Origin of the sequence: Herbaspirillum frisingense, from assembly GCF_047325095.1 — a bacterium.
Classification (GTDB): domain Bacteria; phylum Pseudomonadota; class Gammaproteobacteria; order Burkholderiales; family Burkholderiaceae_D; genus Herbaspirillum; species Herbaspirillum frisingense.
Genome location: NZ_CP168558.1, coordinates 1,181,768 through 1,205,244, shown reverse-complemented (window position 1 = coordinate 1,205,244; position 23,477 = coordinate 1,181,768). Strand labels below are relative to the sequence as shown.

At 62.3% G+C, this 23,477-nt stretch carries 17 protein-coding genes; 13 read left to right on the top strand and 4 right to left on the bottom strand.

Annotation, left to right across the window (positions count from 1 at the left end; translation table 11 throughout):
* Positions 1–178 precede the first annotated feature (178 nt).
* The 13 genes from ACEOAC_RS05555 to ACEOAC_RS05495 all read left to right on the top strand — a co-directional run bounded on the left by ACEOAC_RS05555 (position 179) and on the right by ACEOAC_RS05495 (position 20,380).
* Positions 179–814 carry a response regulator gene (locus ACEOAC_RS05555; RefSeq protein WP_413445193.1) on the top strand — a complete coding sequence of 212 codons (636 nt, stop codon included), beginning with the start codon at positions 179–181 and terminating at the stop codon, positions 812–814.
* Between the two features lie 29 nt (positions 815–843).
* Entirely contained in the window at positions 844–2,514 is a 1,671-nt protein-coding gene (locus ACEOAC_RS05550; RefSeq protein WP_413445192.1) for an ATP-binding protein, read from the top strand.
* A gap of 15 nt (positions 2,515–2,529) precedes the next feature.
* Entirely contained in the window at positions 2,530–2,925 is a 396-nt protein-coding gene (locus ACEOAC_RS05545; protein ID WP_077235479.1) for an Hpt domain-containing protein, read from the top strand.
* A gap of 47 nt (positions 2,926–2,972) precedes the next feature.
* The gene (locus ACEOAC_RS05540; protein ID WP_413628727.1) at positions 2,973–5,291 is read left to right on the top strand and encodes an ATP-binding protein; all 2,319 of its coding nucleotides are present in this window, start codon (positions 2,973–2,975) and stop codon (positions 5,289–5,291) included.
* A gap of 114 nt (positions 5,292–5,405) precedes the next feature.
* Positions 5,406–7,142: a methyl-accepting chemotaxis protein gene (locus tag ACEOAC_RS05535; protein ID WP_413628726.1), complete on the top strand. Its 1,737-nt coding sequence runs from the start codon at positions 5,406–5,408 to the stop codon at positions 7,140–7,142.
* Between the two features lie 15 nt (positions 7,143–7,157).
* A complete protein-coding gene (locus ACEOAC_RS05530) occupies positions 7,158–8,120 on the top strand; it encodes a chemotaxis protein (RefSeq protein WP_413444274.1) in 963 nt (320 codons plus the stop codon).
* A 316-nt stretch (positions 8,121–8,436) separates the two neighbouring features.
* A complete protein-coding gene (locus tag ACEOAC_RS05525; protein ID WP_413444273.1) occupies positions 8,437–8,874 on the top strand; it encodes a bacteriohemerythrin in 438 nt (145 codons plus the stop codon).
* A gap of 460 nt (positions 8,875–9,334) precedes the next feature.
* Positions 9,335–11,002 (top strand): methyl-accepting chemotaxis protein, encoded by a 1,668-nt coding sequence (locus ACEOAC_RS05520; protein ID WP_413444272.1) that lies wholly within the window; start codon positions 9,335–9,337, stop codon positions 11,000–11,002.
* 57 nt (positions 11,003–11,059) lie between these two features.
* Positions 11,060–12,487: an ATP-binding protein gene (locus ACEOAC_RS05515; RefSeq protein WP_413444271.1), complete on the top strand. Its 1,428-nt coding sequence runs from the start codon at positions 11,060–11,062 to the stop codon at positions 12,485–12,487.
* Positions 12,484–13,830, top strand: coding sequence for an HD domain-containing phosphohydrolase (locus tag ACEOAC_RS05510; RefSeq protein ID WP_413444270.1), 1,347 nt, complete (start codon positions 12,484–12,486; stop codon positions 13,828–13,830). Before ACEOAC_RS05515 ends, ACEOAC_RS05510 begins: the two co-directional genes overlap by 4 nt.
* A 191-nt stretch (positions 13,831–14,021) precedes the next feature.
* Positions 14,022–18,527, top strand: a complete 4,506-nt coding sequence (locus ACEOAC_RS05505) for a CHASE domain-containing protein (protein ID WP_413444269.1) — start codon at positions 14,022–14,024, stop codon at positions 18,525–18,527.
* Complete coding sequence (locus tag ACEOAC_RS05500; RefSeq protein ID WP_413444268.1) at positions 18,524–19,486, top strand: diguanylate cyclase domain-containing protein; 963 nt, start codon at positions 18,524–18,526, stop codon at positions 19,484–19,486. The genes ACEOAC_RS05505 and ACEOAC_RS05500 overlap by 4 nt, the downstream gene beginning before the upstream one ends.
* Before the next feature lie 264 nt (positions 19,487–19,750).
* Positions 19,751–20,380 carry a response regulator transcription factor gene (locus ACEOAC_RS05495; protein WP_077235471.1) on the top strand — a complete coding sequence of 210 codons (630 nt, stop codon included), beginning with the start codon at positions 19,751–19,753 and terminating at the stop codon, positions 20,378–20,380.
* A gap of 32 nt (positions 20,381–20,412) precedes the next feature.
* Here ACEOAC_RS05495 and ACEOAC_RS05490 read toward each other — a convergent pair whose 3' ends face one another.
* From ACEOAC_RS05490 to ACEOAC_RS05475, 4 genes are read right to left on the bottom strand one after another with little or no spacing between them, the layout of a single operon-like run.
* Positions 20,413–21,135, bottom strand: coding sequence for a GGDEF domain-containing protein (locus tag ACEOAC_RS05490; RefSeq protein ID WP_413444267.1), 723 nt, complete (start codon positions 21,133–21,135; stop codon positions 20,413–20,415).
* Positions 21,135–21,524 carry a DUF1987 domain-containing protein gene (locus ACEOAC_RS05485; protein WP_077235469.1) on the bottom strand — a complete coding sequence of 130 codons (390 nt, stop codon included), beginning with the start codon at positions 21,522–21,524 and terminating at the stop codon, positions 21,135–21,137. Before ACEOAC_RS05485 ends, ACEOAC_RS05490 begins: the two co-directional genes overlap by 1 nt.
* Positions 21,525–21,568: 44 nt before the next feature.
* Positions 21,569–22,132, bottom strand: coding sequence for a SiaB family protein kinase (locus tag ACEOAC_RS05480; RefSeq protein ID WP_413444266.1), 564 nt, complete (start codon positions 22,130–22,132; stop codon positions 21,569–21,571).
* Positions 22,129–23,409: a SpoIIE family protein phosphatase gene (locus ACEOAC_RS05475; protein ID WP_413444265.1), complete on the bottom strand. Its 1,281-nt coding sequence runs from the start codon at positions 23,407–23,409 to the stop codon at positions 22,129–22,131. Before ACEOAC_RS05475 ends, ACEOAC_RS05480 begins: the two co-directional genes overlap by 4 nt.
* Between the last annotated feature and the right edge of the window lie 68 nt (positions 23,410–23,477).

The window sequence follows — 23,477 nt, the reverse complement described above, 5'->3', positions numbered from 1 at the left end:
GCCCAAAAGCAGGCAAAATACACAAAATCTGACGAACTCACGAAATTCCCTGCCTGATGCGGTCGTCGAAACTGACTGCGCGGCAAGACTGTTGCTTTTCGTCGAAAACCGATTATACCGAATTCAAATTTTATCTAACGAATTTGATTTATTTGTGTAATATACCGATAATGGATTTATGAAAACCGCAAAGACAATCAGCTCCGAGGTCTGCACCACGCAGGAAGCGGCCCATATCCTGGGCATTTCGGTGTCCTCCGTTCAGCAACTGGTCGAGGCCGGCATCATCGAAGCCTGGAAGACCAAGGGCGGTCACCGTCGCATTCCGCTGGCTGCCGTGCATGCCTACAAGGCCACGCCGGGTAGCTCCGGCGACGCTACCGAGTACAGTCGCAACGCGCCGGCTCCGCGCCCTGGCAATGGCCGCACCGCCGTACTGGTGATCGAGGACAACCGCCTGCAACGCGAGCTGTATGCAAGCGCGCTCGGTTCCTGGGGGCTGCCGCTGGATCTGGTCTATTGCGACAACGGTTACAAGGCATTGCTGGAGATCGCGCGCAGCAAACCCGACGTGGTGCTGGCCGATATCGTGATGGAAGGCATGGACGGCTACGAAGTGGTCAAGACCATCCTCAACGATCCACAACTGCGCGATGTGAGCATCGCCATCGTCAGCAGCCTGGATCAGGACGAGATGGCGCAGCGTGGCGGTATTCCGGCAGGGGTGGTGTTCTTCCCCAAACCGGTCAATTTTGATGAATTACGCGGCTACATGCGGGCCTGTTGTGCACGCAGGGAGCGCGAGTCCCGCTAGGGACTACCACTGGAAAGGCCAGCAGTGCCATGGATGACCGGAAAACCTCTCTCTTGCCGCTCCGGTTTGCACGCATCGATCTGCGCCTGGCGCTGGGGCTGTTTTCCCTGCTGCTGATCTGCGGTCTGTGGCTTGGAGCGCTCAAGGAGCTGCAGACCAGCCGCGAAAACCACCTGCAGGACGCCCGTCGCGATGCCCAGTCGCTCTCGCGGCTGTTCCTGGAACATGCCTACCGCACCATCGAAGCAGCCGACCAGGCTGCCGTCTACCTGCGTTACCGCTATGGTGAACGCGGCCCGGCACTGGACCTGGCCAACGAGATCGACAATGGCCTGGTGGCACGCAACGTCTACAACCTCTTCACCATCGTCGACCGCAACGGTGACGTGGTGCTCTCCAGCAAGCCCTTCACACCCCTGAACCTGTCCGACCGCGAACACATCCAGGTTCACATGCATGGCGGTGAAGACAAGCTTTTCATCAGTACCCCGGTACTGGGCCGCGTCTCCAAGAAATGGTCGCTGCAGCTCACGCGACGCATCAACCGCCCCGACGGCAGCTTCGGGGGCGTGGTGGTGGTCTCGATGGACCCGCAATACTTCACCAGCCTGTACCACCAGATCGATGTCGGCCATCACGGCGTGATCACCCTGGTCGGTGCCGATGGCGTGGCACGGGTGCGCCGCACCGGCGACATGGACGCCATGGGCGAGCAGGTGCGCGGCGGCAAGGTCTACGCTGCCATGCTGGCCCAGGGCAGCGGCGTGGTGGAAGCCGCCAGCCGGGTCGACGGCCGCGAGCGCATCTACGCCTTCCAGAAGCTGCGCGACTACCCGCTCTACGCCTCGGTGGGCATCGACATCGAAGAACGCCTGGCCCCCTACTACCGCGAACGCAACCGTACCCTCACGCTGGCGACCCTGATCACGCTGGCGGTGCTGGTATTCAATGCGGTACTGATCTGGATGGCCGGCTCGCTGCAACGCAGCCGCCAGGACGCCATGCAGGCCAACCAGGCCAAGTCGCGCTTCCTGTCCAACATGTCGCATGAGTTCCGCACCCCGCTCAACGGCGTGCTCGGCTATTCCGACGCCTTGCGCGAGGAGCTGGGGGAGTCGCCCCTGGCGCAGTACGCCACGGCCATCCACGACAGTGGCAATCGCCTGCTGGACCTGGTCAATGCCATTCTAGAGGTGACCGAACTGGAAGACCGCCGCGTAACCGTTCACATGGCACCGGAAAACCTGCGCGAACTGGTCGGGCAGGCTATCGCCCGCCACTATGCGGCTGCCCGCGACAAGGGTGTGCTGCTGGAATGCCGCATTGCAGACGACGTCCCGCAGCTGCTGGTATGCGACCAGCGCAAGGTGCTGCGCGTGCTGGAAAACCTGATCGGCAACGCCGTACGCTATACCGACACAGGCCGCATCATGGTCGAGGTCGAGCGCAGTGCCGCCGACCAGCTCGACATCCATATCAAGGACACCGGCATCGGCATTCCACCCGCGCAACTGGAGACCATCTTCGAGAAGTTCACCCAGGCCGACGACAGCGTGCGCCGTTCCAGGGATGGCGCCGGTCTAGGACTGACCATTGCCCAGCGTCTGGTAACGCTCATGGGGGGCAAACTCGTGTTACAGTCCAAACAACATCAGGGATCGACTTTCAGCTTCACATTGCCAATAGAAGAGCCGAAATAAAACGGCGGCAAAGAAATGAAAACACAGGGGGGAACCGTGCATCCGGGCCAGTCAGCGAGCGACTATCTTCATATCGATCCCAGCGATCTGCTGGAGGCCGTAGGCGGCGATGCGCGCACCGTCGCGGCGCTGGCACGTACCTTCCTCGACAGTGCACCTGACATCTTTTCGCGACTGGAACAGGCGACCCTGGCCGGCAATGCCGACGCCGCCCGCCACGAGAGCCACACCCTCAAGGGCATGTGCGCCCTGTTCAACGCCCGTGTACTGACTGCCCTGCTGCTGCAGACCGAACAGGCCGGCCGCCAGGGCCAGACGCCACGCCCCGAAGAACTGGTGCAACTGCAGGTCAGCTTCGGGCTGGTACTGGATGAGATCCGGCGCTACGCCCACGCGCCCATGTCTGCCTGAATCAGGCCTGCATCCACGTCCACCCACGCCGTACCTGCCTGCACGACATGAGCCAGCCCCTGCCTGCCCCCCGCACCGCGCCGCTGCGGCCCCGCATCCGCCGCTCCGCGGTCACGCTGGGCGTACTGCTACTGGGACTGCTGATGACCACCCTCATCGTCTCAGGCGTATTGCTGTATCGGGCCAGTCTCAACGACTGGCGTAACGATCTGTCCACCCTCTCCACCGTGCTGGCAGAAAGCACGGCCCAGACCATGTCCTCCGCGCGTCTGGTGATCGACAGCATCCAGTACGACATCGAAGCGGCCAACATCGATGACGAGCTGCAACTCCGCCAGCACGTGGGCAGTGCCGATTTTTCGCAGGCGCTGCGCGAGAAGATCCGCGGACTGCCCTTCATTTCCGGCGTCGGCATCAGCAACGCCGACGGTCGCATCATCGCGCTCTCGCGTGTCCATCCGGCGCCACCGCTGGACCTGAGCGACCGCGACTACTATCTGCACCACAGCAAATCGGCCTCGACCGAAGATTTCCTCGGAGAAACCGTCAATTCACGTGCCGCCGGCGTGCCGACCTTCTACCTGAGCCGGCGCATCAATGATCGCCAGGGGCGCATGCTGGCCATCGTGGTGGTGGCCCTGCCCTGCACCTTCTTTGAAGACTTCTTCAGTGCCGTCACCAAGGACAAGCCGTTTTCCATCCTGCTCTCGCGCCAGGATGAAAAAGCCCTGATCAGCACCGCCCTGGTCCACGCCACTGATGCCGAGCGCGACATCACGCCGCTGGCTGAACTGCATCCGCAACGACCTTCCAACCAGGATGGCCGCGCCCCCTACTATTTCATGCAGCAGCATTGGCTGGGCATACACCGGCCGGTGCGCAATGCGCCGATGTTTCTGGAGATCGGAGTCACCGACAAGGTCTATTTCGGCGAATGGCTGGAATCCATGTACCCGCTCATGCTGGTGGCGGCCATCAGCCTGGTGGGCCTGATCGGTGGTTTCGCCGTGGCCTTGCGCCAGGCACAGCGCCGCGAGCAGGACGCCGCCCTGGCCATGCAGTTGAAGGAAGAAGCCGACAGCGCCAACGAGGCCAAGTCACGCTTCCTGGCCATGGTCAGCCATGAAATCCGCACACCCATGAATGGCATCCTGGGCCTGTCCGAACTGCTGATGGAATCGGGCCTGTCCAGCAAACAGCGCCACTATGCCGACAGCATCCACAATGCCAGCAGCGGCCTGGTGCGCATCATCAACGACATCCTGGACTTTTCCAAGATCGAATCCGGCAAGCTGGACCTGGAAGAGGTGGCCTTCCATCCGGCCCGCCTGGCGCGCGATGTGGCCGAGCTGTATCGCCCGTCGATCCACAACCGGGAGGTGGAGTTCGACCTGCGCATCGACTGCGACGAAAGCCTGTGCCTGGTGGGCGATCCCTCGCGCCTGAAACAGGTGCTGGGCAACCTGCTGAGCAACGCCATCAAGTTCACCCCGGCCGGGCACGTGCGCCTGAGCATGTCGGCACGAAAGGAAGAATCGGGGCTCAACCGCTGGCGGCTGTTCTTTGCCGTTGCCGACAGCGGCATCGGCATCACACCGGAAGCCCTGGCGCAACTGTTCCAGCCATTCACCCAGGCCGACAACACGATCTCGCGCCGCTTCGGGGGCACCGGGCTGGGCCTGGCAATCAGCAAGAATCTGGTGGAATTGATGGGTGGAAAGATCGCCTGCCAGAGCGTACCGGGCCAGTCGACCCGCTTCAGCTTCGATATCCTCTGCGCCGAAGGCGCGCAGCCGCTGCCCGGCGCCGGCTCACCCTCGCCATCCCCGGTACTGACGGCTTCTACCGTGCAAGCGGAGCAAGCGCCGGCCGCGTCACTCAGTGCGCAGAGGCCGGTGCAGGAGGCGCCCTCCCCCGGCGCCCCTGCCAGCCTCCCCTCGACGGTGATGAACGGCGCCCGCATCCTGGTGGCCGAAGATACCGACATCAACCGCCAGCTCCTGCGCATCCTGCTGGCGCGTCGTGGCTGTGTCCTGCAGGAAGTGGAAAACGGTTTGCTGGCGGTCGACGCCATACGCCACGGCCAGTACGACCTGGTGCTCATGGACTGCATGATGCCTATCATGGATGGCTACCAGGCCACCGCCGAAATCCGTGCCATCGAACAGGCCCAGGCTCGCCCGCGCACCCCCATCGTCGCCCTTACGGCCAGTGCCATCGAAGGTGATCGCCAGCGCTGCCTGGACGCCGGCATGGACGATTACCTCAGCAAGCCCTTCACCCAGGTGGGCTTGATGAATACCGTCGAAAAATGGCTGCAGCAAAGCCCCGTCGCCGGAAAACCCCTGAATCAGGAAAATCCCTAAGAAAATAAAACAACTGCTTAATTTGTTTTATTTGATTTATTTGCTTTTCCTCCCTATGATGGTCCCTGAGCGCACTCACACATCCGAATAGCGCACCTATCAGGAGTTGTCATCATGAAATGGTTCTACGATCTGAAAATCGCCCACAAGCTCAACGCTGCCTTTCTGGTGGTGCTGGTGTTCATCGTAGGGCTGGGCGGCTTCGCCATTGCACAACTGGGGCAGGTCAACCAGAGTTCCACCGACATCGCCCGCAACTGGCTGCCCAGCATGAGCACGCTGTCCAAGATCAGCCTGGCACTGGCCCGCTCGCGCAGCTTCGACATGCAGCAGCTGCTGGCCGACGACAAGAAGGAAGAGCAGGCCTCACGTGAGCGCGCCGACAAGCAGATGGACATGCTGATGAAGGAAGTGACGGAATACGGCAAGCTGGTTTCCGAGCCCCGTGAAAAGGAGCTGTATCCGGAAATCCAGCGCAACGTAGCCGAATACAAACAACTGCATGACCGCATTTCCGCCCTGTTCCAGGACGGCCAGAAGCAGGCCGGACACGCCCTGCTCAACAGCGCCTCCACCCCGGTCTATCGCAAGCTGCAGGAGCAGATCAGCGAACTCTCCGAAGTCAACAGCAAGGGGGCTGCCGTCTCCGATGCCACTGCCACCCAGGTCTATGAACAGGCACGTCTGGCCATCATCGTCCTGGTCGTTGCATGCATCACCTTGTCGATGATTCTCTCGTGGTGGATCGCCCGTCTGGTGGCCCGTCCGCTGACCAATGCGGTCGCCATTGCCCGCCAGGTGGCCGAAGGTGACCTGACCGCCGACATCCCCAGCGCCCATCGCGATGAAACCGGCCAGCTGCTGGACGCGCTCAAGCAGATGAACGGCAACCTGCTGAACATCGTGCGTGAAGTGCGCCAGGGTACCGACACCATCTCTACTGCCTCGGCCGAGATCGCGACCGGCAACATGGACCTGTCCTCCCGCACCGAACAACAGGCCGGCGCGCTCGAAGAAACCGCCTCGGCCATGGAAGAACTGACCTCCACCGTGCGCCAGAACTCCGACAACGCCCGCCAGGCCAACCAGCTTGCCGTATCCGCGTCCGAGATCGCCCAGAGTGGCGGCCAGGTGGTCGGCAAGGTGGTCGATACCATGGGCGCCATCAACGAATCCTCGCGCAAGATCGTCGACATCATCGGCGTGATCGACGGCATCGCCTTCCAGACCAACATCCTGGCCCTGAACGCCGCCGTGGAAGCTGCCCGTGCCGGTGAACAGGGACGCGGCTTCGCAGTGGTGGCCTCGGAAGTGCGTTCGCTGGCCCAGCGCAGCGCTGCCGCTGCCCATGAAATCAAGGGTCTCATCGACGACTCCGTGACCAAGGTGGACACTGGCAGCAAGCTGGTCCACGAAGCCGGCCAGACCATGAACGAGGTGGTCGCCAGCGTCAAGCGCGTCTCCGACATCGTGGCCGAGATCACCGCCGCCGGCGCCGAGCAGTCGCAAGGGATCGAACAGATCAACAATGCCGTGGTGCAGATGGACGAAAACACCCAGCAGAATGCCGCCCTGGTGGAGCAGGCCGCTGCCGCCGCCAAGGCCCTGCAGGAACAGGCGACACGACTGAGCCAGACCGTTGGCGTGTTCCGCCTCGACAGCAGCCATGTGCCGGTGCTCATGATGCAGGCCGCAGCCGCACCGGTAGTGCGCGACATCACCCCGGCGCGCCCGGCGGTGGCCCAGGCCCGCGCCCGCAGCATCGCCCAGCCGGCTGCACCGACCCGCCCGGCCGCTACCAAGAGCAACCATGACCACGCCGCCGACAACGGCGACTGGGAACAATTCTGATCCCCGAGGACGACAATGGACGCCTTTCAAAAAGAAATCGACGAACGCACCAACCTGACCTCCAGCAACAAGTTCGAGCTGCTGCTGTTCCGTCTGGGAACTCCTGATGGTTCCACCGACAAGCCGGGTGAGCTGTATGGCATCAACGTCTTCAAGATCCGCGAGATCGTTCCCATGATGGACATCACCGCTGCGGCCGGCATGCGCTCGCCGATGCTGGGGATGGTCAACATCCGCGGCCAGGTGATGTCGGTGGTGGACCTGCCGGCGGTGGCCGGTTGCAAGGCTGGTCATGGCATGAACATCCTGCTGATCACCGAATTCGCCCGCCATACCCAGGCTTTTGCGGTGGAGTCGGTGGAAGAGATCGTGCGCCTGGACTGGAGCCAGGTACTGCCGGCCGATTCGCATTCGCCGGGCAGCCTGGTGACCAGCATCGCCCGCCTTGATTCGGCGCTCGATGGCGGCCGGCTGGTCCAGGTGCTGGACGTGGAACATATCCTGAACATGGTCTCGCCGGTGAAGGAACAGCTGCAGAGCCCGTCGCCGGGCAGCAACGAGTTCCGGCTCAAGCCTGGCTCGGTGATCCTGGCCGCCGACGATTCGCGCATGGCGCGTGCCCTGATCGAGCAATGCCTGAAGGACCTGAACCTGCCCTACGTGATGACTACCGATGGCCTCCAGGCCTGGAAGAAACTTCAGGAACTGTCGCAAGCAGCTGAACAGGAAGGCAAGCCGCTGACCAACAAGGTCGCCATGGTGCTGACCGACCTCGAAATGCCGGAAATGGATGGCTTCACCCTGACCCGCAAGATCAAGGCCTCGGACCGATACAAGCAATTGCCGGTGGTGATCCACTCCTCGCTGACCGGTTCAGCCAACGAAGACCATGTGCGTTCGGTGGGCGCCGATGGTTATGTCGCCAAGTTTTCCCCGCCCGAACTGGCAGCAATGCTGCGCAAGGTGCTGCCCCCCTGACGGCACCTACTGCAGAGCCAGTGACGGCGTTTTTTACAAGCGCGCGGCCACCCTCCGGGGTGGCTGACTGAAGCAAGCCGGACGCCACCTTCACGGGTGGCGTCCGGCTTTGTGCCATGCACTTTCCGGCGCCGGCAATGCCGGCAGCTTTGCGCTATCTCAAAATAATTCGAGACCAAGCTTCTAGAATCAGAAGTGAGCGTTCTTCCGGCTAGCGAGTACCGATCAGCAACAAACGGCACCGCGCTGTTGCCGGCAACCCGGACGCCTCCGCCCCGACCCGCGACCGGTCGCACCCTGCTGCTGGAGACTGGTCATGCCCCATACCGCCGATCCCACCCCGACCATCGACGCCGGCTTGCATCGCCAGGCCATCCCTGCCTTGCTCACCGACATGGATGCCGAGCACCGCCAGGTGCTGGAAGGCATTGCCGCCCTCGCGGCCTTGCCCGCGGACCGCTTTGCCAGTGCCTATGCGGCGCTGGTTGCCGAGATCGAAGCCGGCTTTCGCCAGGAAGAAAACATGATGGAAGCCATCGGCTATGGCGAGATCCGCGCCCACCGGCGCGACCATGCCGAGCTGCTGGCGCTGATGCACCGCTTGCGCCCCTACCTGGACGATGGCAATGCGCCGCTGGCCGATATCGTGATGGCGATGGTCCCGGCCATGCTGGTCAGGCACATGGCCAGCCTGGACCAGGAATTGGCGCTGGCCTTGCGGCAGCATGCGTCAGGCGCAGGCGCGGAGCACTGAAGCAACAGGCCTGCGCGGGCTTGTTTCGTCCGCACTGCAATGCAGGTTCCGTCCGGGGTCGGGCATTGGACAGCATGCGCCCCCCCCTGCCTTGCCCTGCCAGCCTGGAGCGGGTAATCGATCGCGCCGGTAAGGGAGGGCGGAAGGATGGAGACGGCACACTTTCCATCATCTGGCACCCACCAATAAATAAAACAAATTAATCATTTATATTTCGACGTCGCTTTTCTCCAGACGCTCGGAAAGCGGACGGGAAAACGCTATAAAAATTAATATTATCTATATATTTCAGATACTTAGATTAATCCTCAACAAAGCTCATCAGGTCTTTTCCTTCCGACAACTACGTTGGTGACGCGCAACGAATTCATTATTTATATCTCGAATAAATCGTTTTTTAAACGATTTAAATGAATTTGTGTTTTAATGATTCCATCAACCAACTTCCCTGGAGTCGATCATGCGCCTGAACCTGCCCGTCACCCAACAGGAACGCGACATCGACGCCCATGCATCGATCGTTTCCAAGACCGATACCAAGGGACGCATCACCTACGTCAATCCGACCTTCATCGCCGTCAGCGGCTTTACCGAAGAAGAGCTGATCGGCGCGCCGCAAAACATCGTGCGCCATCCGGACATGCCGGAGCTGGCCTTCGCTGACTTGTGGAGCACGCTCAAGGCCGGCCTGCCCTGGACAGGCCTGGTCAAGAACCGCTGCAAGAACGGCGACTTCTACTGGGTCAAGGCCAACGTCACCCCGATCTGGGAGCGCGGCGTCTGCAGCGGCTACATGTCGGTGCGTACCAAGCCCAGTCGTGCCGAAGTCAATGCCGCCGAGGGGGCCTACAAGGAACTGAAGAAAGAAAGTGCTCGCATCGCCGTGTATCGCGGCGAGGTGGTACCGACCGGATTGCGCGGCGCGGTGCAACGCGCGGCGCGGGTATCGCTCAAGACCCGGCTGGACCTCGCGCTGGGGGTGGCCGCCGTGGGCGTAGGCGCACTGGCCTTCCTCAATGCGCAATGTATGGATCACGCCAGCAGCCTGCCGACCCTGGCTGCCTCCGGCGTTGCCCTGGCCAGCCTGGCGCTGCTGCGCATGACACTGGCCTCGCGCATCTTCACACCGCTGCGGCAGGCGGTCGCACAATCGCGCCGGGTCGCCGGTGGCGATCTCTCGGCCAACGATCTGCAGGCACGTCGCGATGAAATGGGGGCCCTGCTGCAGGCAATGGAACAGATGCGTGTGAACCTGGTGGCATCGGTGGGCGACGTGCGTCGCAGTGGCGTACACATGGCCCAGGCCACCAGCGAGATCGCGCGTGGCAACATGGACCTGTCCTCGCGCACCGAATCGCAGGCCAGCAGTCTGGAAGAGACCGCCGCCAGCATGGAGGAACTGGCCTCCACAGTCACCCAGAACAGCGAAAACGCGCGCCAGGCCAACCGTCTGGTGGAAGAAGCGCTGGTCACCACCCGCACCGGCGAAGCCTCGATCAGGCACATCAACGAAACCATGGATGCGATCAACAAGAGCGCCGACCAGATCAAGCAGATCACCGGGCTGATCGATGGCATCGCCTTCCAGACCAATATCCTGGCACTCAACGCCGCCGTGGAAGCCGCGCGTGCCGGTGAACAGGGTCGCGGCTTCGCCGTCGTGGCCGGCGAGGTGCGCACCCTGGCGCAGCGTTCGACCCAGGCCACCAAGGAAATCAAGGCCCTCATCGATGAATCGTCGCAGCGCGTCGGCGCCGGCGTGAAGCTGGCCGACGAGATGCGCGACACCATGGACGGCATCATGCGTTCGGTGACGCAGGCCGCCACTGCAGTGGCAGAGATCACGGCCGCTTCCGGCGAACAGCAGACCGGTATCCAGCAAGTCAATGAAGCGGTGGTGATGATGGACGAAGTCACCCAGCGCAATGCCGCACTGGTGGAGGAAGCCGCAGCGGCCGCCGCCAGCCTGGAAGAATCGACCCAGCAAATGATCCAGGCGATCAGCGTATTCAATCTGGATGCTGCCGTGGGGAGTGCGCCGGGCGCTGCTTCCGGCATGACGCGGTCCCAGCCGGACCTGTCGCAACGCGGTACAGCCAAGGCTCTGGCGATGCATCGCACCGTCTAACGATACGGGGCAGACCTCCGCCCCCTGCTGCGGAGGCTACGATGAGGGGAGGCCATCATGGGACATTGCGATGCCCTGGTGTCCAGGCAATTGAGCAGTCCGCACCTGGACGACAGTACGATCGGTGACGCCCCCGACATGCGTGCCCTGCTCAAGGATAACGCACGTTACCGCCACATCATCGGCAACACACCGGCCATCATCTACAGCAGCGTGCCGTCGGGCGACTTCCGGCTCACCTTCGTCAGCGAGAATGCTTCGCGCGTGCTGGGCTACGAGCCACAGGAGATGCTGGACGATTCCAATTTCTGGTTCAACCACATCCATCCCGACGATACGGCAGCCATCTTCTCCAGCCTGGCCATGCTGTTCGTGGAAGACCAGAAGATCTACGAATACCGCTTCCGCGCCAGCGATGGCCGCTATCTCTGGATGCACGACACCCTGCGCCTGATCCGCGACCAAGCCGGCACGCCGCTGGAAGTGATCGGCCTGATGACCGACATCAGCGGCCGCAAGGAAATGGAAGACACGCTGCAACGCCAGGCCGAGGAACAGCGCAAGCTGATCGAACAGCTGGGCATGGCCCAGGCGCAACTGATGCAGTCCGAAAAACTGGCCTCCATCGGCCAGTTGGCCGCCGGCGTGGCGCACGAGATCAACAACCCGATCGGCTTTGTGTCCGCCAACCTCAATACCTTGGGCAACTACGTGGCAACCCTGCTGGAAGGCATCAAGCTCTACCAGTGCGTACTCGGCGGCGCCCTGCCGGCCAGCGTGGCGCAGTCCGAGCTGCAGGGCTTCGAAGACCGGGCCGACCTGCAATACCTCAGTCAGGACGTCACCGAACTGCTCAGTGAATCCAATGAAGGCTTGCAGCGGGTCAAGAACATCGTGCAATCGCTCAAGGATTTTTCGCGCACCGGCGAGAGCAACTGGCAGATGGCCGACCTGCATCGCGGCCTGGATAGCACGCTCAACATCGCCAACAACGAATTGAAGTACAAGGTGACGGTCGTCAAGCAGTACGGCGAGCTTCCCATGGTCAGGTGCCTGGCCTCGGAACTGAATCAGGTCTTCATGAACCTGCTGGTCAATGCGGCCCAGGCCATCAGCGACAAGGGCGTGGTTACGCTACGCACCGAGCGCTGTGGCGATCGGGTCGCCATCAGCATCAGCGATACCGGTCACGGGATCGCACCGGAACACATCAACCGCATCTTCGAACCCTTCTTCACTACCAAGCCGGTCGGCAGCGGGACCGGCCTGGGCTTGTCGCTGTCCTACGGCATCATCAAGAAGCATGGCGGTGACATCCGCGTCTGCAGCGCACCGGGCAGAGGCACCACCTTCCGGATCGAATTACCGATTGATCCCGCACGCGTCACGGAGAAGACAAAAGCGACAGCAACACCAGTGGCAAAGGAAGCGATTGAAACAGTTGAAGCGACTGAAGCGCCAGCAAAAAGAGGAGAAGCATCATGAGCGCCATCCATAGCCAGGAAATCCAGACCGTCCAACAAGCCGATCCCTTTACCCTGCCGCCGCCCTGCATCCTGTTGGTGGATGATGAGCAGAGCATCCTCTCGGCCTTGAAGCGCAGCTTTCGTCCGCAGGGTTACCAGCTGCTCACCGCCACCAGCGCCGAGGCCGCACTGGAAGTCATGGCCAGCGCCGACGTCGACCTGGTCATCTCCGACATGCGCATGCCGGGCATGAGCGGCGCTCAATTCCTGGCCCAGGTCAAGCGCCAATGGCCGGCCACCATGCGCATCCTGCTGACCGGCTATTCCGAGATCGGCAGCACCATTTCGGCCATCAACGATGGTGGCATCCACCATTACCTCGCCAAGCCCTGGGACGATCGCGAACTGCTGATGATCGTGGCGCACGCGCTGGAAGAGCAGCAACTGCGCAAGCAGAAGATGGCGCTGGAACGCAAGGTCCACGAACAGAACCTGCAACTGGCCGACTTCAACCGCCAGCTGGAGCGGCAGGTGCAGGCACGCACCGAGGAATTGCGGCAGACCGTGATGTTCCTGGAAAGCGCCCAGGAAGAAGAGCACAAGTCTTTCCTCTCCATGCTGCATGTCTTCTCCGACATCAGCGAACTGCGCGCTGGTCTGGCCAGCGGTCAGTCGGCCCGGGTGGCGCGCTGGTGCGAACAGCTCGCACTGCGCATGGGCATGACGGCGCATCACGCAAGGGACACCATGATGGCCGGCATGTTGCATGGCATCGGCAAGCTGGGCCTGTCCGAAGATCTGGTACGCAAGCCGATCGAGAAGATGAGCAGCGAGGAGTTGCAGCGCTTCCTCTGGCACCCGGTGAAAGGGCAGATGCTGTTGACGCCCATCCCCAGCCTGGCCGAGACCGGCGAGATCATCCGTCATCAACACGAACGCCATGACGGCCGAGGCGTACCGGAAAGCCTGTCGGGCGACGCGATCCCCCTGGGTTCGCGCATCCTGGCGGTGGTACGCGACTTCGAGGGCTTGTGCAATGGCGGCATCACCAGCCAGAACACGACACCGGAAAAGGCACTGGCAATGCTGCGCACACATGCCGGCCATCGCTACGACCCGCTGGTGGTGGAGGCCTTCGTCACCATGATCGAAGAACAGCGGCTGATGCTGGAACAGCAGACCCGCCTGCTGGCACCGCAGGAACTGCGGGTCGGCATGAAGCTGGCCGAAGACCTGCGTACACGCTCCGGGGTGTTGCTGCTGAACAAGGAGCATGTGCTGGACGAAGCCATCCTGACCCGGCTGCGTCGCTTCGAGCAGATCGAGGAGATGCCGCTGAAAGCAAGGATCCTGCTGCATTGAGGCGCGCACCTAAGTCATAAACCGATTGATCCCGGCTGGCCTGTATGGCCAGACCGGGAATTTCCTGATTGTCCACCGGACTGCCTGCTGGTGGAATCAGCACATCCTGGCGCACTGCGCCGGCTCACGTGGGGGTACGTGGGCTTGTTTCATTGATGATCATGCATTCCAACAAGAAAGACCTGTCGAAAATGACCAGAGTCACGCGCAATACCTGGATTTTCCTGCTGATTGCCCTGGGCCTGCTGCTGGCCGGGGTGGCCGGCCTGTCCCATCTGAATCATCAGGAGGTACGCAGCAGTCTGGCCATGGACAGCCGCTGGATCAGGGACGACATCGAGTCCCTGCTGCGCCGCTATGAACACGGCCTGCGCGGCACGCGTGGTGCCATCCTCGCCATCGGTCCGGGCGAACTCAATCGCGAGCGTCTGCTGCGCTATATGGACAGCCGCGACCTGGCCCAGGAATTCCCCTGGGCCGGTGGCTTCGGCTTCATCCGGTATGTACCGATGGAGCAGCGCGCGGACTATGAAAGGAAGGTCGCTGAGCATCATCAACTATTCCCCTCCGTCATCCAGTTGAGCCCCAACCCGGGCGAGCTCTACGTCATCGAACAGATCGAACCGATCGGCCCCAATCGCGAGGCGCTGGGCCTGGATATCGCCTCCTCCCAGGAACGCCGCTCGGCAGCCGACCACGCCATGCTGACCGGCCGTGCCGAACTGACCACGCCGATCCAGCTGGTGCAGAAGCAAGGGTCAGGTGCCAACGCCTACCTGTTCCTGCTGCCGATCTATGCCGGTTCGGTGACACCTGCGACCATGGAACAGCGACGCGAGCAGATCGTCGGATGGGCCTATGCCCCGCTGTCGGTGCAGGACATCCTGTCCGAGCTGAGCCGCCGCTGGAACATGCATTCACTGGAAATCCTGATCGAGGATGTGGCCAGCGATCAACCGCCGGTGGAACTGTTCCGCAGCGCAGGTTACAACCAGCTCGATGAAGTGGTCAGCCTGGACACGGCGGTGCCTCTCTATGGCCGCGCCTGGAGACTGGTAATCCGCGCTTCGCCCGAATACAGCCAGACGCACCAGTTCATCAGCGACCGCGCCATGCTGCTCTCCTGCGGCACGCTGCTGGCCCTGATCGTTGTCATCGCCCTGGCCTACCAGGTCTTTTCCAGCCGCGAACAGAAGCTGCAGGAAGCCCGTGCGCTGCTGGCGGCTGTGGTCGACAGTTCTCCCGATGCCATCGTGACCACCGATGCCCAGGGCCGGATCAGTTCCTGGAACAAGGGGGCAAGCGATTATCTGCACCTGCCGGAAAGCCGCGCGCTGGGGAGCAGTCTGTCCGATCACGCCACCCTGCGCGAACTGGATGAGCGCGGTGGTGCGTCGGAAGTCACAACAATGTCCGAGCAGGCAACGACGGCGCAGGTCATCAGCCTGCCGGGCGATCCGATACGCTATGCCTCTGCGCTGCTGTTCCCGTTGCGCGACCGCGCGGGACGGCCGATCGGCAAGGCCTTCATGCTGCGCGATATCACCCGCGAGAAGCGCATCGAACGCCAGCTGCATCGCATCAACGAAGAACTGGAGCTGACCGTCCAGCAGCGCACCCATGCGCTGCACCAGGCCAAGACCATGCTGCAGACGGTGCTCAACGTCATGCCTTCGCTGGTGGGCTACTGGGACAAGCACCTGATCAACCGTTTCGCCAATGCCTCCTACGAACGGGTGTTCCATCGCTCGCCGGGCGAGATCAATGGCATGTACATGCCCGACCTGGTGGGCAATGACCTGTTCGAAAAGGCGCTGCCCCATATCGAGGCGGTGCTCGCCGGAGAAAAACAGACCTTCGAGCGCACCTTCGATGATCCCTCACTGGGGATGAAGCATGTACTGACCACCTATATCCCCGACATCTCGGATCAGGGCGAGGTGATCGGCTTCTATGTGGTGGCGCACGACGTCACCGAGATTACCCATAACCGCAACCAGCTATGGGAAGCGCTGGAACAGAACCAGTCGCTGCTGGACCAGGTGCAGGAAACCAATGCCCTGCTCAACAACGTGCTGGGCTCGGCCACCGGGGTGGCGATCATCGCGACTGCGCCGGACGGCATGATCACCCTGTTCAACCGCGGCGCCGAGCAGATGCTGGGCTACCGTGCCGAAGAAGTGATCGGCCAGCTGAACGAAGAGGCCTTCTCCGGCCAGCGTGTGGCGCCCCCCGCCTCACCGCAGAAAGGAGAGACCGACCAGGCCGTGGCCGACCTGCCCTACCGCCGCAAGGATGGCGCAACGCTACCGGTGGCGCGCCAGCAGACCGCGATGCTGGATCACCGCCAGCGTCATCTCGGTTATCTCTACATCGCCATGGACATGCGCCTGCAACGCAAGCAGGAGGCCGAACTGGCAGCCGCCCGCGACCAGTTGATGCTGGCTGCGGAAGTGGCCAAGCTGGGGGTATGGGTGTGGGACATGCAGAGTGATTCCTTCGAGTTCAATCGTCGGATCGCCGAGATCTACGGCATTGGCAACGGCATCGGTACCCAGACCACCACCTACGAAGCCTGGCGCCGCCGCGTGCATCCGGACGACGTGGTCTATGTGGAAAATGCGCTGCAGGCGGCCCTGGCCGGCAGCGGGGAATTCGAACCGGTGTTTCGCGTGGTGCGCGAAGACGGCGGCATCCGCTACGTGCAGGCGCGCGCCCATGTGGACCGCGATGGCATGGGGTCGGCGGTAAGGGTGATCGGCATCAACCTGGACATCACGCAACGCATCGAATTCGAGAACAACCTGGTCGATGCGCGACTGAAGGCGGAACAGGCCAACTCGGCCAAGAGCCTGTTCCTGGCCAGCGTGAGCCACGAGATCCGCACGCCCATGAACGGGGTACTGGGGATGATCCAGCTGCTGCAGCGGACCCAGCCGCTACCGGGCCAGCGTGACTACCTGGAGAAGGCGGAGATCTCGGCCAAGTCGCTGCTGAACCTGCTCAACGACCTGCTCGATTTTTCCAAGATGGATGTGCAGCAATTGCAGCTGGAGCTGCAGGCCTTCGATCTCGATCATTTCCGCCACGACCTCGTCGCGGTGCTGGCCGGTTCGCCGCCCCAGGAGGGGGTCAGCCTGAATATCGAACTCGATCCCGCATTGCCGCAGCGCGTGGTGGGCGATGCCTACCGCCTGCATCAGGTACTGGTCAACCTGATCGGCAATGCGCTCAAGTTTACGCACCTGGGCCGCATCGATGTGCGCTTGCAGAAGCTCGCTGCATCCAGCGCACAGCAACTGAACCTGAGGGTGGAGGTCAAGGACACCGGCATCGGCATCGCTGCCGAACGGCTGGAGGACATCTTCGACGCCTTCACCCAGGCCGAGGCCTCGACCACCCGCCGCTACGGTGGTACGGGTCTGGGTCTGGCCATCAGCCGCCATCTGGTGCAACTGATGGGTGGCCAGCTGCAGGTCAGCAGCGAGCCGGGGCGGGGCAGCCGTTTCTGGTTCGATCTGCAATTGCCGGTGGAAGATGCAACACCGCTGTCGGAGGCGCGGCCGGACACTGCATCCGTAACGATGGAAAGTGGCGACGCCGCACCGGCCCCGTCGCGCGAACTGGAAGGTGTGCAGATCCTGCTGGTGGAAGACAACGCCGTCAATCGCCAGGTCGCCAGCGGCCTGCTGGCGCTTTCTGGTGCGCAGGTTACCTGCGCCGACAACGGCAGCACGGGCGTGGCCATCGCCAGCGACCCGGCGCGCCATTTCGACCTGATCCTGATGGACTTGCAGATGCCGGGCATCGACGGCATGGAGGCCACCCGCCGCATCCGGCGCCAGCACGATCTGCGCGGCATTCCCATCCTGGCCATGACGGCCAATGCATCGCCGGAGGACAAGCGGCGTTGCATCCAGGCGGGCATGGCCGGGCATATCGCCAAGCCCATCGATGTCACCACTCTGATCCCCACTCTGCTGTCACACCTGGGCCATGACCGATTGTCAGCGGCAACAGTGTCGATGACGGAAACTGTCACCGATGCCATCACCGATGCGCCCTGCTCGCGCCAGAGCGTGGACAGTTACCAGACGGTGATGCGGCGATTCCGTCAGGCCAGCGATATCTACCGATTCACCCTGGATACCGCAGGACCAGAGCTGGAGCGTCTCCTGACGCAATACCGGGAGGCGCTGGAAGAAGGCGCGCTGCCCGCCATCGGTGCTGCCAGTCATGCCATCAAGGGCCTGAGCGCCACCATCGGTGCCTGCGGTCTGGCGGCCTATTTCGGCACCGTCGAAGCGCACAGCGCACAAGCGGCGTCCATCGAGACCGATGCGCTGCTGGAGCGCTGGCGCCAGGAGTTCGCCCCCAGCCAGCGCGACGCCCAACTGGTCCTGCAGCAATTGCTGATGCAGGCCATGCAGGGGGCGCCGGCTCTGCCGGCCAGCGACACCGAAGCCGCGCCACTGGTGACGCCAGCGCCACAGGCTTCCGATTTTCCTGATAGGCAGCGCCTGCGTGACTTGTTATCGTCGAGCAACCTGGAGGCACTCGACCTGGCCGAGTCCATCAGCAAGCGGCACGGACTGACGCAGCACGTTCGGTACCAGCAATTGTGGGAGCTGATCGAACGACTCGACTTCGCGTCGGCGCTGAGCCATCTCGATCAACATTTTGGAGAAGCAAGTTGAAACGCATCCTGGAAGAACTTTCGTCGCTGCGCGGCAGTCGGGCGCGGGTGCTGCTCTGCGACGACCAGCCGATCAATATCCGCCTGGCCAATGCGCTGCTCAAGGGTGACTACGATATCTTCATGGCCACCAGCGGCATGCAGGCCATCGAGCAGTGCGAGAAGGTGCAGCCGGACCTGATCCTGATGGACGTCAACATGCCCGGCCTGAATGGCTACGAAACCTGCGAACGGCTCAAGCAGAACACCGCTACGCTGGGTATTCCGGTGATCTTCCTGACCGGCCTCAATAGCGAGGAGGACGAGGCCCGTGGCTTCGATGTCGGTGGCGTCGATTTCATCAGCAAGCCGATCCACGGCACGGTACTGAAAGCGCGTGTACTGACGCACCTGACCCTGAAGCTGCAATCCGATTTCTATCGCAACATTGCGGTGACCGATTCGCTCACGGGCTTGTTCAACCGTCGCAAGTTCGATAGCGAACTGGCCGAGAAATGGGAACTCTGCAAACGCTCCGGCCAGGCGATCTCTCTGCTGATGATCGACATCGATTACTTCAAGCGCTACAACGATCACTACGGCCACCAGGCCGGCGATCAATGCCTGGCCGAAGTGGCGCACGCCATCCGCAGCAACTTCCATCGCAGCTATGACTGCGTGGCACGCTATGGGGGTGAAGAGTTCGCCTGCATCCTGCCGATGGCGGGGAGCGAACAAGCCATCAGGCTGGCCGAGAATGTCTGCCAGTCGGTGGCGCGGTTGAATTTGCCCCATGCGCGTTCCGAGGTGGGACCGCATGTCACGCTCAGTATCGGCGTGGCGTCGATCACGGCACCCGATCCCGGTAGCTCGCCGGCGGGGCTGATTGCGCTGGCTGACCAGAACCTTTACCAGGCCATGGCGCACGGTCGGGCACAGGTGTATGCAGAAGTGGAAATCGCGCAAGGGACAAGCGCCTGAAAGTGTCAATTAGCCACGCCGGCAAGTCTCTTATATGCCACGCTATGTGGCCTCTTGTCGAAAAAAATTGAGATTCTTCTCGAAGAAATTCGAAGTATTACGCCAGAAATTTTCCATCCTATCGACTAAATTCGACGGCACGGTGAAACTGCAGTTTTTCTTCCCGCATGTCCTCGTTCAGTGGCGCAAACGGTGCCGCGGCGAGGAAGTCGGTGAAGCCCTTTATCCCGTTTGATGCGTCCATATCGGTCAAGGAAGAAAAACATGGCAAATACAAATCTCGCTCATATCGTTGGTGGTGACGATTCCCTCGGTGGCCCGCTGGGTCGCATGCTGGAGGCCGCCGGCTTCCACGTGGCACACCATCCCTCTGCAGACGAATTCCTGCAGGAGCCGACCGCCCCACCCGGCGGCACGGTGCTGGAAGTCCACATGCAGGATGTCGACGCACCGCAATTGCGTTCGCTGCTGGGAGAACGACAGCTCGGCATGCCGCTGATCGTGATCACCTCGCAGGCCCAGCGTCCGGCAGAAGGAAATGAACCGCGACCCACCGCCATTCGCGACACCCGAGGCACGCTGCAGCAGGAGGATAACCGCAGCCAGCCGATGCTGCACCAGCAGCTGGTAGCCGCCTTCCGCGGTGCGCTGATGCCCTTCGATGAATCCGGTCCGCAGATGCAGCAGCGGCAGGAACACCACCAGCGCCTGAAGACGCTCACCCGTCGCGAGCGCGAAGTGCTGGAGCGCCTGGTCAAGGGTCGCCTGAACAAGCAGATCGCCGCCGAACTGGGCACCTCGGAACGGACGGTAAAGGCCCATCGGCAGCAGGTGATGCGCAAGATGCACGCCGGTTCGCTGGCCGAACTGGTGACGGCGATGACCCGCTACTGATTCACCTGGCGCCGCCTGGCAACGCGGCAGCCTCAGCCGGTGACGGTATCCTCGGATTCCACCCGGTTGCGGCCGCCGCGCTTGGCTTGATACAAGGCCTGATCGGCGCGTGCATAGGCCTCTTCGAAATCGCTGCCGGCGTCAGCCCAGGCCACACCGAAACTGGACGTCACCGCCCGTTCCGGCAGACACTGAAAGCGTTCCCCCGCAATCGCCTGCCGGATCTTTCCGGCCAAGATTACCGCCTGCTCCAGCGCCATCCCGGCCAGCAGGATGGTGAACTCCTCTCCACCCACCCGTCCGACCACACCGGTCCCCGCCAGCGTGCTGCGCAGGCGGCCGACCAGTTCCCGGATCACGGCGTCGCCGGTCGGATGCCCGAATTCATCGTTGATGCGCTTGAAGAAATCGATATCCAGCACCACCAGTGACATTGCCGATTTTTCCAGGATCTGGTGAGCCCGCTCGAACACCGCCCCCCGGTTGAGCGCGCCGGTCAGGTTATCGTGCCTGGCCTTGTAGTCGAGCTCATCGCTCAGTTGCTTCAGGCGCGCATTGAGCTGGTTGAGCTCGCGCTCGGTGCGGTCACTGCGCGAGATCAGGCGACGGCTCTGCCGCATCAGCTGACCATAGTGCTGTACCAGCTCCTCCAGCGCTGCCCGATGGGCGGCCGGCTCGGCGCCGGCATCGGCCAGCACGGCATTGGCGCGGCTCAGGGCCTGGGCTTCCGCTTCGAAAAGGTCGACCTCGTCCATCAGCTCTGTACCGCGTGATCGTGGAAGACCAGCGCGGAAAAGTCTTCCTGCAATTCCTGGCCGAACTCGAAGATGGTGTCGTCTTCCTCATCGTGGTACCAGTTCAGGACCACCTCGGTGCCGTCCTCGGCCTTCTCGTTCAAGGCATCGAACAGGGAAAACAACATCTTGGTGCTGGAACTGTTGAAGTAGGCCAGGGCCACATTGACGGTGATGGTGCCGCCGCCCTCGTCGTCGGCGAGGAAGCGGCGCAGCGTGGTGATGATCTCGCCCCAGAACTGGGCGGCATTCTCAGGATAGGATTCGCCCTTCAGCGAAAGCATGCGCTGGTCGAAGCGGAAGTCCACTTCGGGAGAGCTGGCGCTGGCGGCGATGAATAAATTGTCCATGTTGTCGCGTGTCCGGATACCGGCGGGCCTGGATCAGGCTCGCCTCAGATGGTGGCCCTCAGGTAGAAGGTCTGGTCGCCATTTTCCTCGGGCGCGGAGAATTCGAAATCCAGCGGCGCGCTGGCATCGCGCGCGACCGTCAGGAAGCCAAGGCCCGCACCCTTGCTGTCGGGCGGTGTTTCAGAACGCAGCATTTCCTTGTAGGCCAGCTTGATCTCGTCATTGGTCAGCGAGCGCAGATGTTCCAGTTTCGTGCGCAGCTTGCCGGCCATGTCGGCATCGACCGGATTGGCGCAGTGCAGAAAATAGTGGCCATCGGTCTGGGTGATGAAGACCGCGCCATGGCGCATCGGCGGCTCGGTGACCTTGCCTTCCTTTTCATGCAGGTCGGCCGAATAGTGGACGATGTTCTGTGCCATCTCGATGAAGGATGAGAACAGCTTGCGGCGCGTCTGTGCCAGGGCGCCAGTATGCTCGGCGCGCAGCTTCACGGCCTCGGCCATGGCGGCGATGATGGTCTGGGAAAAATAGCCGACGTAGTAAAAGACGATGTCGCGTCGCGCGACATAGCTGTGGAACTCCGCCCACTCCTGCTGGATACCGTTCATGCGTGTGTTCCGTGTTGACTGTCTTGAGTGAAGGAGGCGCCCAGGCGAGCGCCGAAGAAACAGATATCGTCGCGGCGGCGCTGCGTTCCCTGGTAATGCGCGTGGATGTCCATCACCACCCGCGCCAGTTCCGGCATGCGCAGGCTGCCGCTGCCATGCTCCAGCAACGTGCGGCGCAGGCGCTGCTTGCCGAAGGCAATGTGTTTGGGTCCACCGATCTGGTCGATCACGCCGTCGGTGCAGACGAAGACCATCGCCCCCGGTTCGAGCTGCAGCCTATGGTTGTCCCACTGCATGTCATCGGGGGTATCGACATAGCCCAGGCCGACGCGCTTGCCTTCCACCGTGACCACATCGGTGCCATCGGCGGACAGCACGAACAGCGCCATCTTGGCGTGGGCACTGGTGAGGGTATGGCTGGCGCGGTCGAACCAGAAGAAGCAGGCATCCATGCCATCATCGGATTCCGAGGCCTTGCCGGAGTCGCCATGCTGGCCCAGCACCCGCTTCATGCTGCGGTTGACCTCGCGCATCAGGCGCGCCGGGTCGTGCGGACCATGCAGTTCCAGCGCCTGCTTCAGCGAGGAAGATGCGATCAGGGTCAGGAAGGCGCCCGGCACGCCATGCCCGGTGCAATCAGCCACGGCGGCAAACCAGCCATCCGCATGGCTTTCGAAATGGTAGAAGTCACCTCCGACCACATCGCGTGGTTCCCACACCAGGCAGGCGTCGTCCAGTGCCTGGGTCATGGCCGCACGCGAGGCGCTGAGCATGGCACGCTGGATCACGCTGGCGTAGTCGATGCTCTGCATCACCTGGCGGTTCTTTTCTTCCTGCATGGCCACCAGTTCGCGCATCAGCGCCAGACCGGCACCCAGCCCCGCCAGCCGGCCCTGGTCGACGATCAGGAAGCCATCGGCCAGGGTCTTGTCGCCCGAGGCCACGGCCAGCGCGCCCAGGGTCTCGATGGGCGTATCGGCTTCGACGATAAGGGGGTCCTTGTCCATGAACGCGATGCAACTCTTGCGCTCGTACAGCTCGCGGTGATACGGCTTGGACATCTGGGACATGAAGATATGACGGCTGATGAGCCCGATCGGCCGCTGCTGCTCCACCACCGGCAGGCTCACCAGCTCCTTGTGCTGACCGAAGATGTCCAGCACGGCTGCATTGTTCTCATCGAACTGGACGACCGGCACCTGTACCGCCAGCGCTCCCGCTGTCGGTTGGAACAACTTGCTCCCCATGGCCGGAGTCAGACTGAAATGGCTTTCCACCGTACACGCCCGCGTAGTGATTTCTGGATTGACCGCGGATCATATTTCATTCCTGTGACAACAATGTG

Bases quoted from the DNA above. Each gene is read 5' to 3' on its own strand.
- ACEOAC_RS05495 (WP_077235471.1), top strand. From the start codon at position 19,751: ATGGCAAATACAAATCTCGCTCATATCGTTGGTGGTGACGATTCCCTC.
- ACEOAC_RS05510 (WP_413444270.1), top strand. From the start codon at position 12,484: ATGAGCGCCATCCATAGCCAGGAAATCCAGACCGTCCAACAAGCCGAT.
- ACEOAC_RS05530 (WP_413444274.1), top strand. From the start codon at position 7,158: ATGGACGCCTTTCAAAAAGAAATCGACGAACGCACCAACCTGACCTCC.
- ACEOAC_RS05550 (WP_413445192.1), top strand. From the start codon at position 844: ATGGATGACCGGAAAACCTCTCTCTTGCCGCTCCGGTTTGCACGCATC.
- ACEOAC_RS05520 (WP_413444272.1), top strand. From the start codon at position 9,335: ATGCGCCTGAACCTGCCCGTCACCCAACAGGAACGCGACATCGACGCC.
- ACEOAC_RS05555 (WP_413445193.1), top strand. From the start codon at position 179: ATGAAAACCGCAAAGACAATCAGCTCCGAGGTCTGCACCACGCAGGAA.
- ACEOAC_RS05480 (WP_413444266.1), bottom strand. From the start codon at position 22,132: ATGAACGGTATCCAGCAGGAGTGGGCGGAGTTCCACAGCTATGTCGCG.
- ACEOAC_RS05545 (WP_077235479.1), top strand. From the start codon at position 2,530: ATGAAAACACAGGGGGGAACCGTGCATCCGGGCCAGTCAGCGAGCGAC.
- ACEOAC_RS05525 (WP_413444273.1), top strand. From the start codon at position 8,437: ATGCCCCATACCGCCGATCCCACCCCGACCATCGACGCCGGCTTGCAT.
- ACEOAC_RS05540 (WP_413628727.1), top strand. From the start codon at position 2,973: ATGAGCCAGCCCCTGCCTGCCCCCCGCACCGCGCCGCTGCGGCCCCGC.
- ACEOAC_RS05515 (WP_413444271.1), top strand. From the start codon at position 11,060: ATGGGACATTGCGATGCCCTGGTGTCCAGGCAATTGAGCAGTCCGCAC.
- ACEOAC_RS05505 (WP_413444269.1), top strand. From the start codon at position 14,022: ATGACCAGAGTCACGCGCAATACCTGGATTTTCCTGCTGATTGCCCTG.
- ACEOAC_RS05490 (WP_413444267.1), bottom strand. From the start codon at position 21,135: ATGGACGAGGTCGACCTTTTCGAAGCGGAAGCCCAGGCCCTGAGCCGC.
- ACEOAC_RS05485 (WP_077235469.1), bottom strand. From the start codon at position 21,524: ATGGACAATTTATTCATCGCCGCCAGCGCCAGCTCTCCCGAAGTGGAC.
- ACEOAC_RS05535 (WP_413628726.1), top strand. From the start codon at position 5,406: ATGAAATGGTTCTACGATCTGAAAATCGCCCACAAGCTCAACGCTGCC.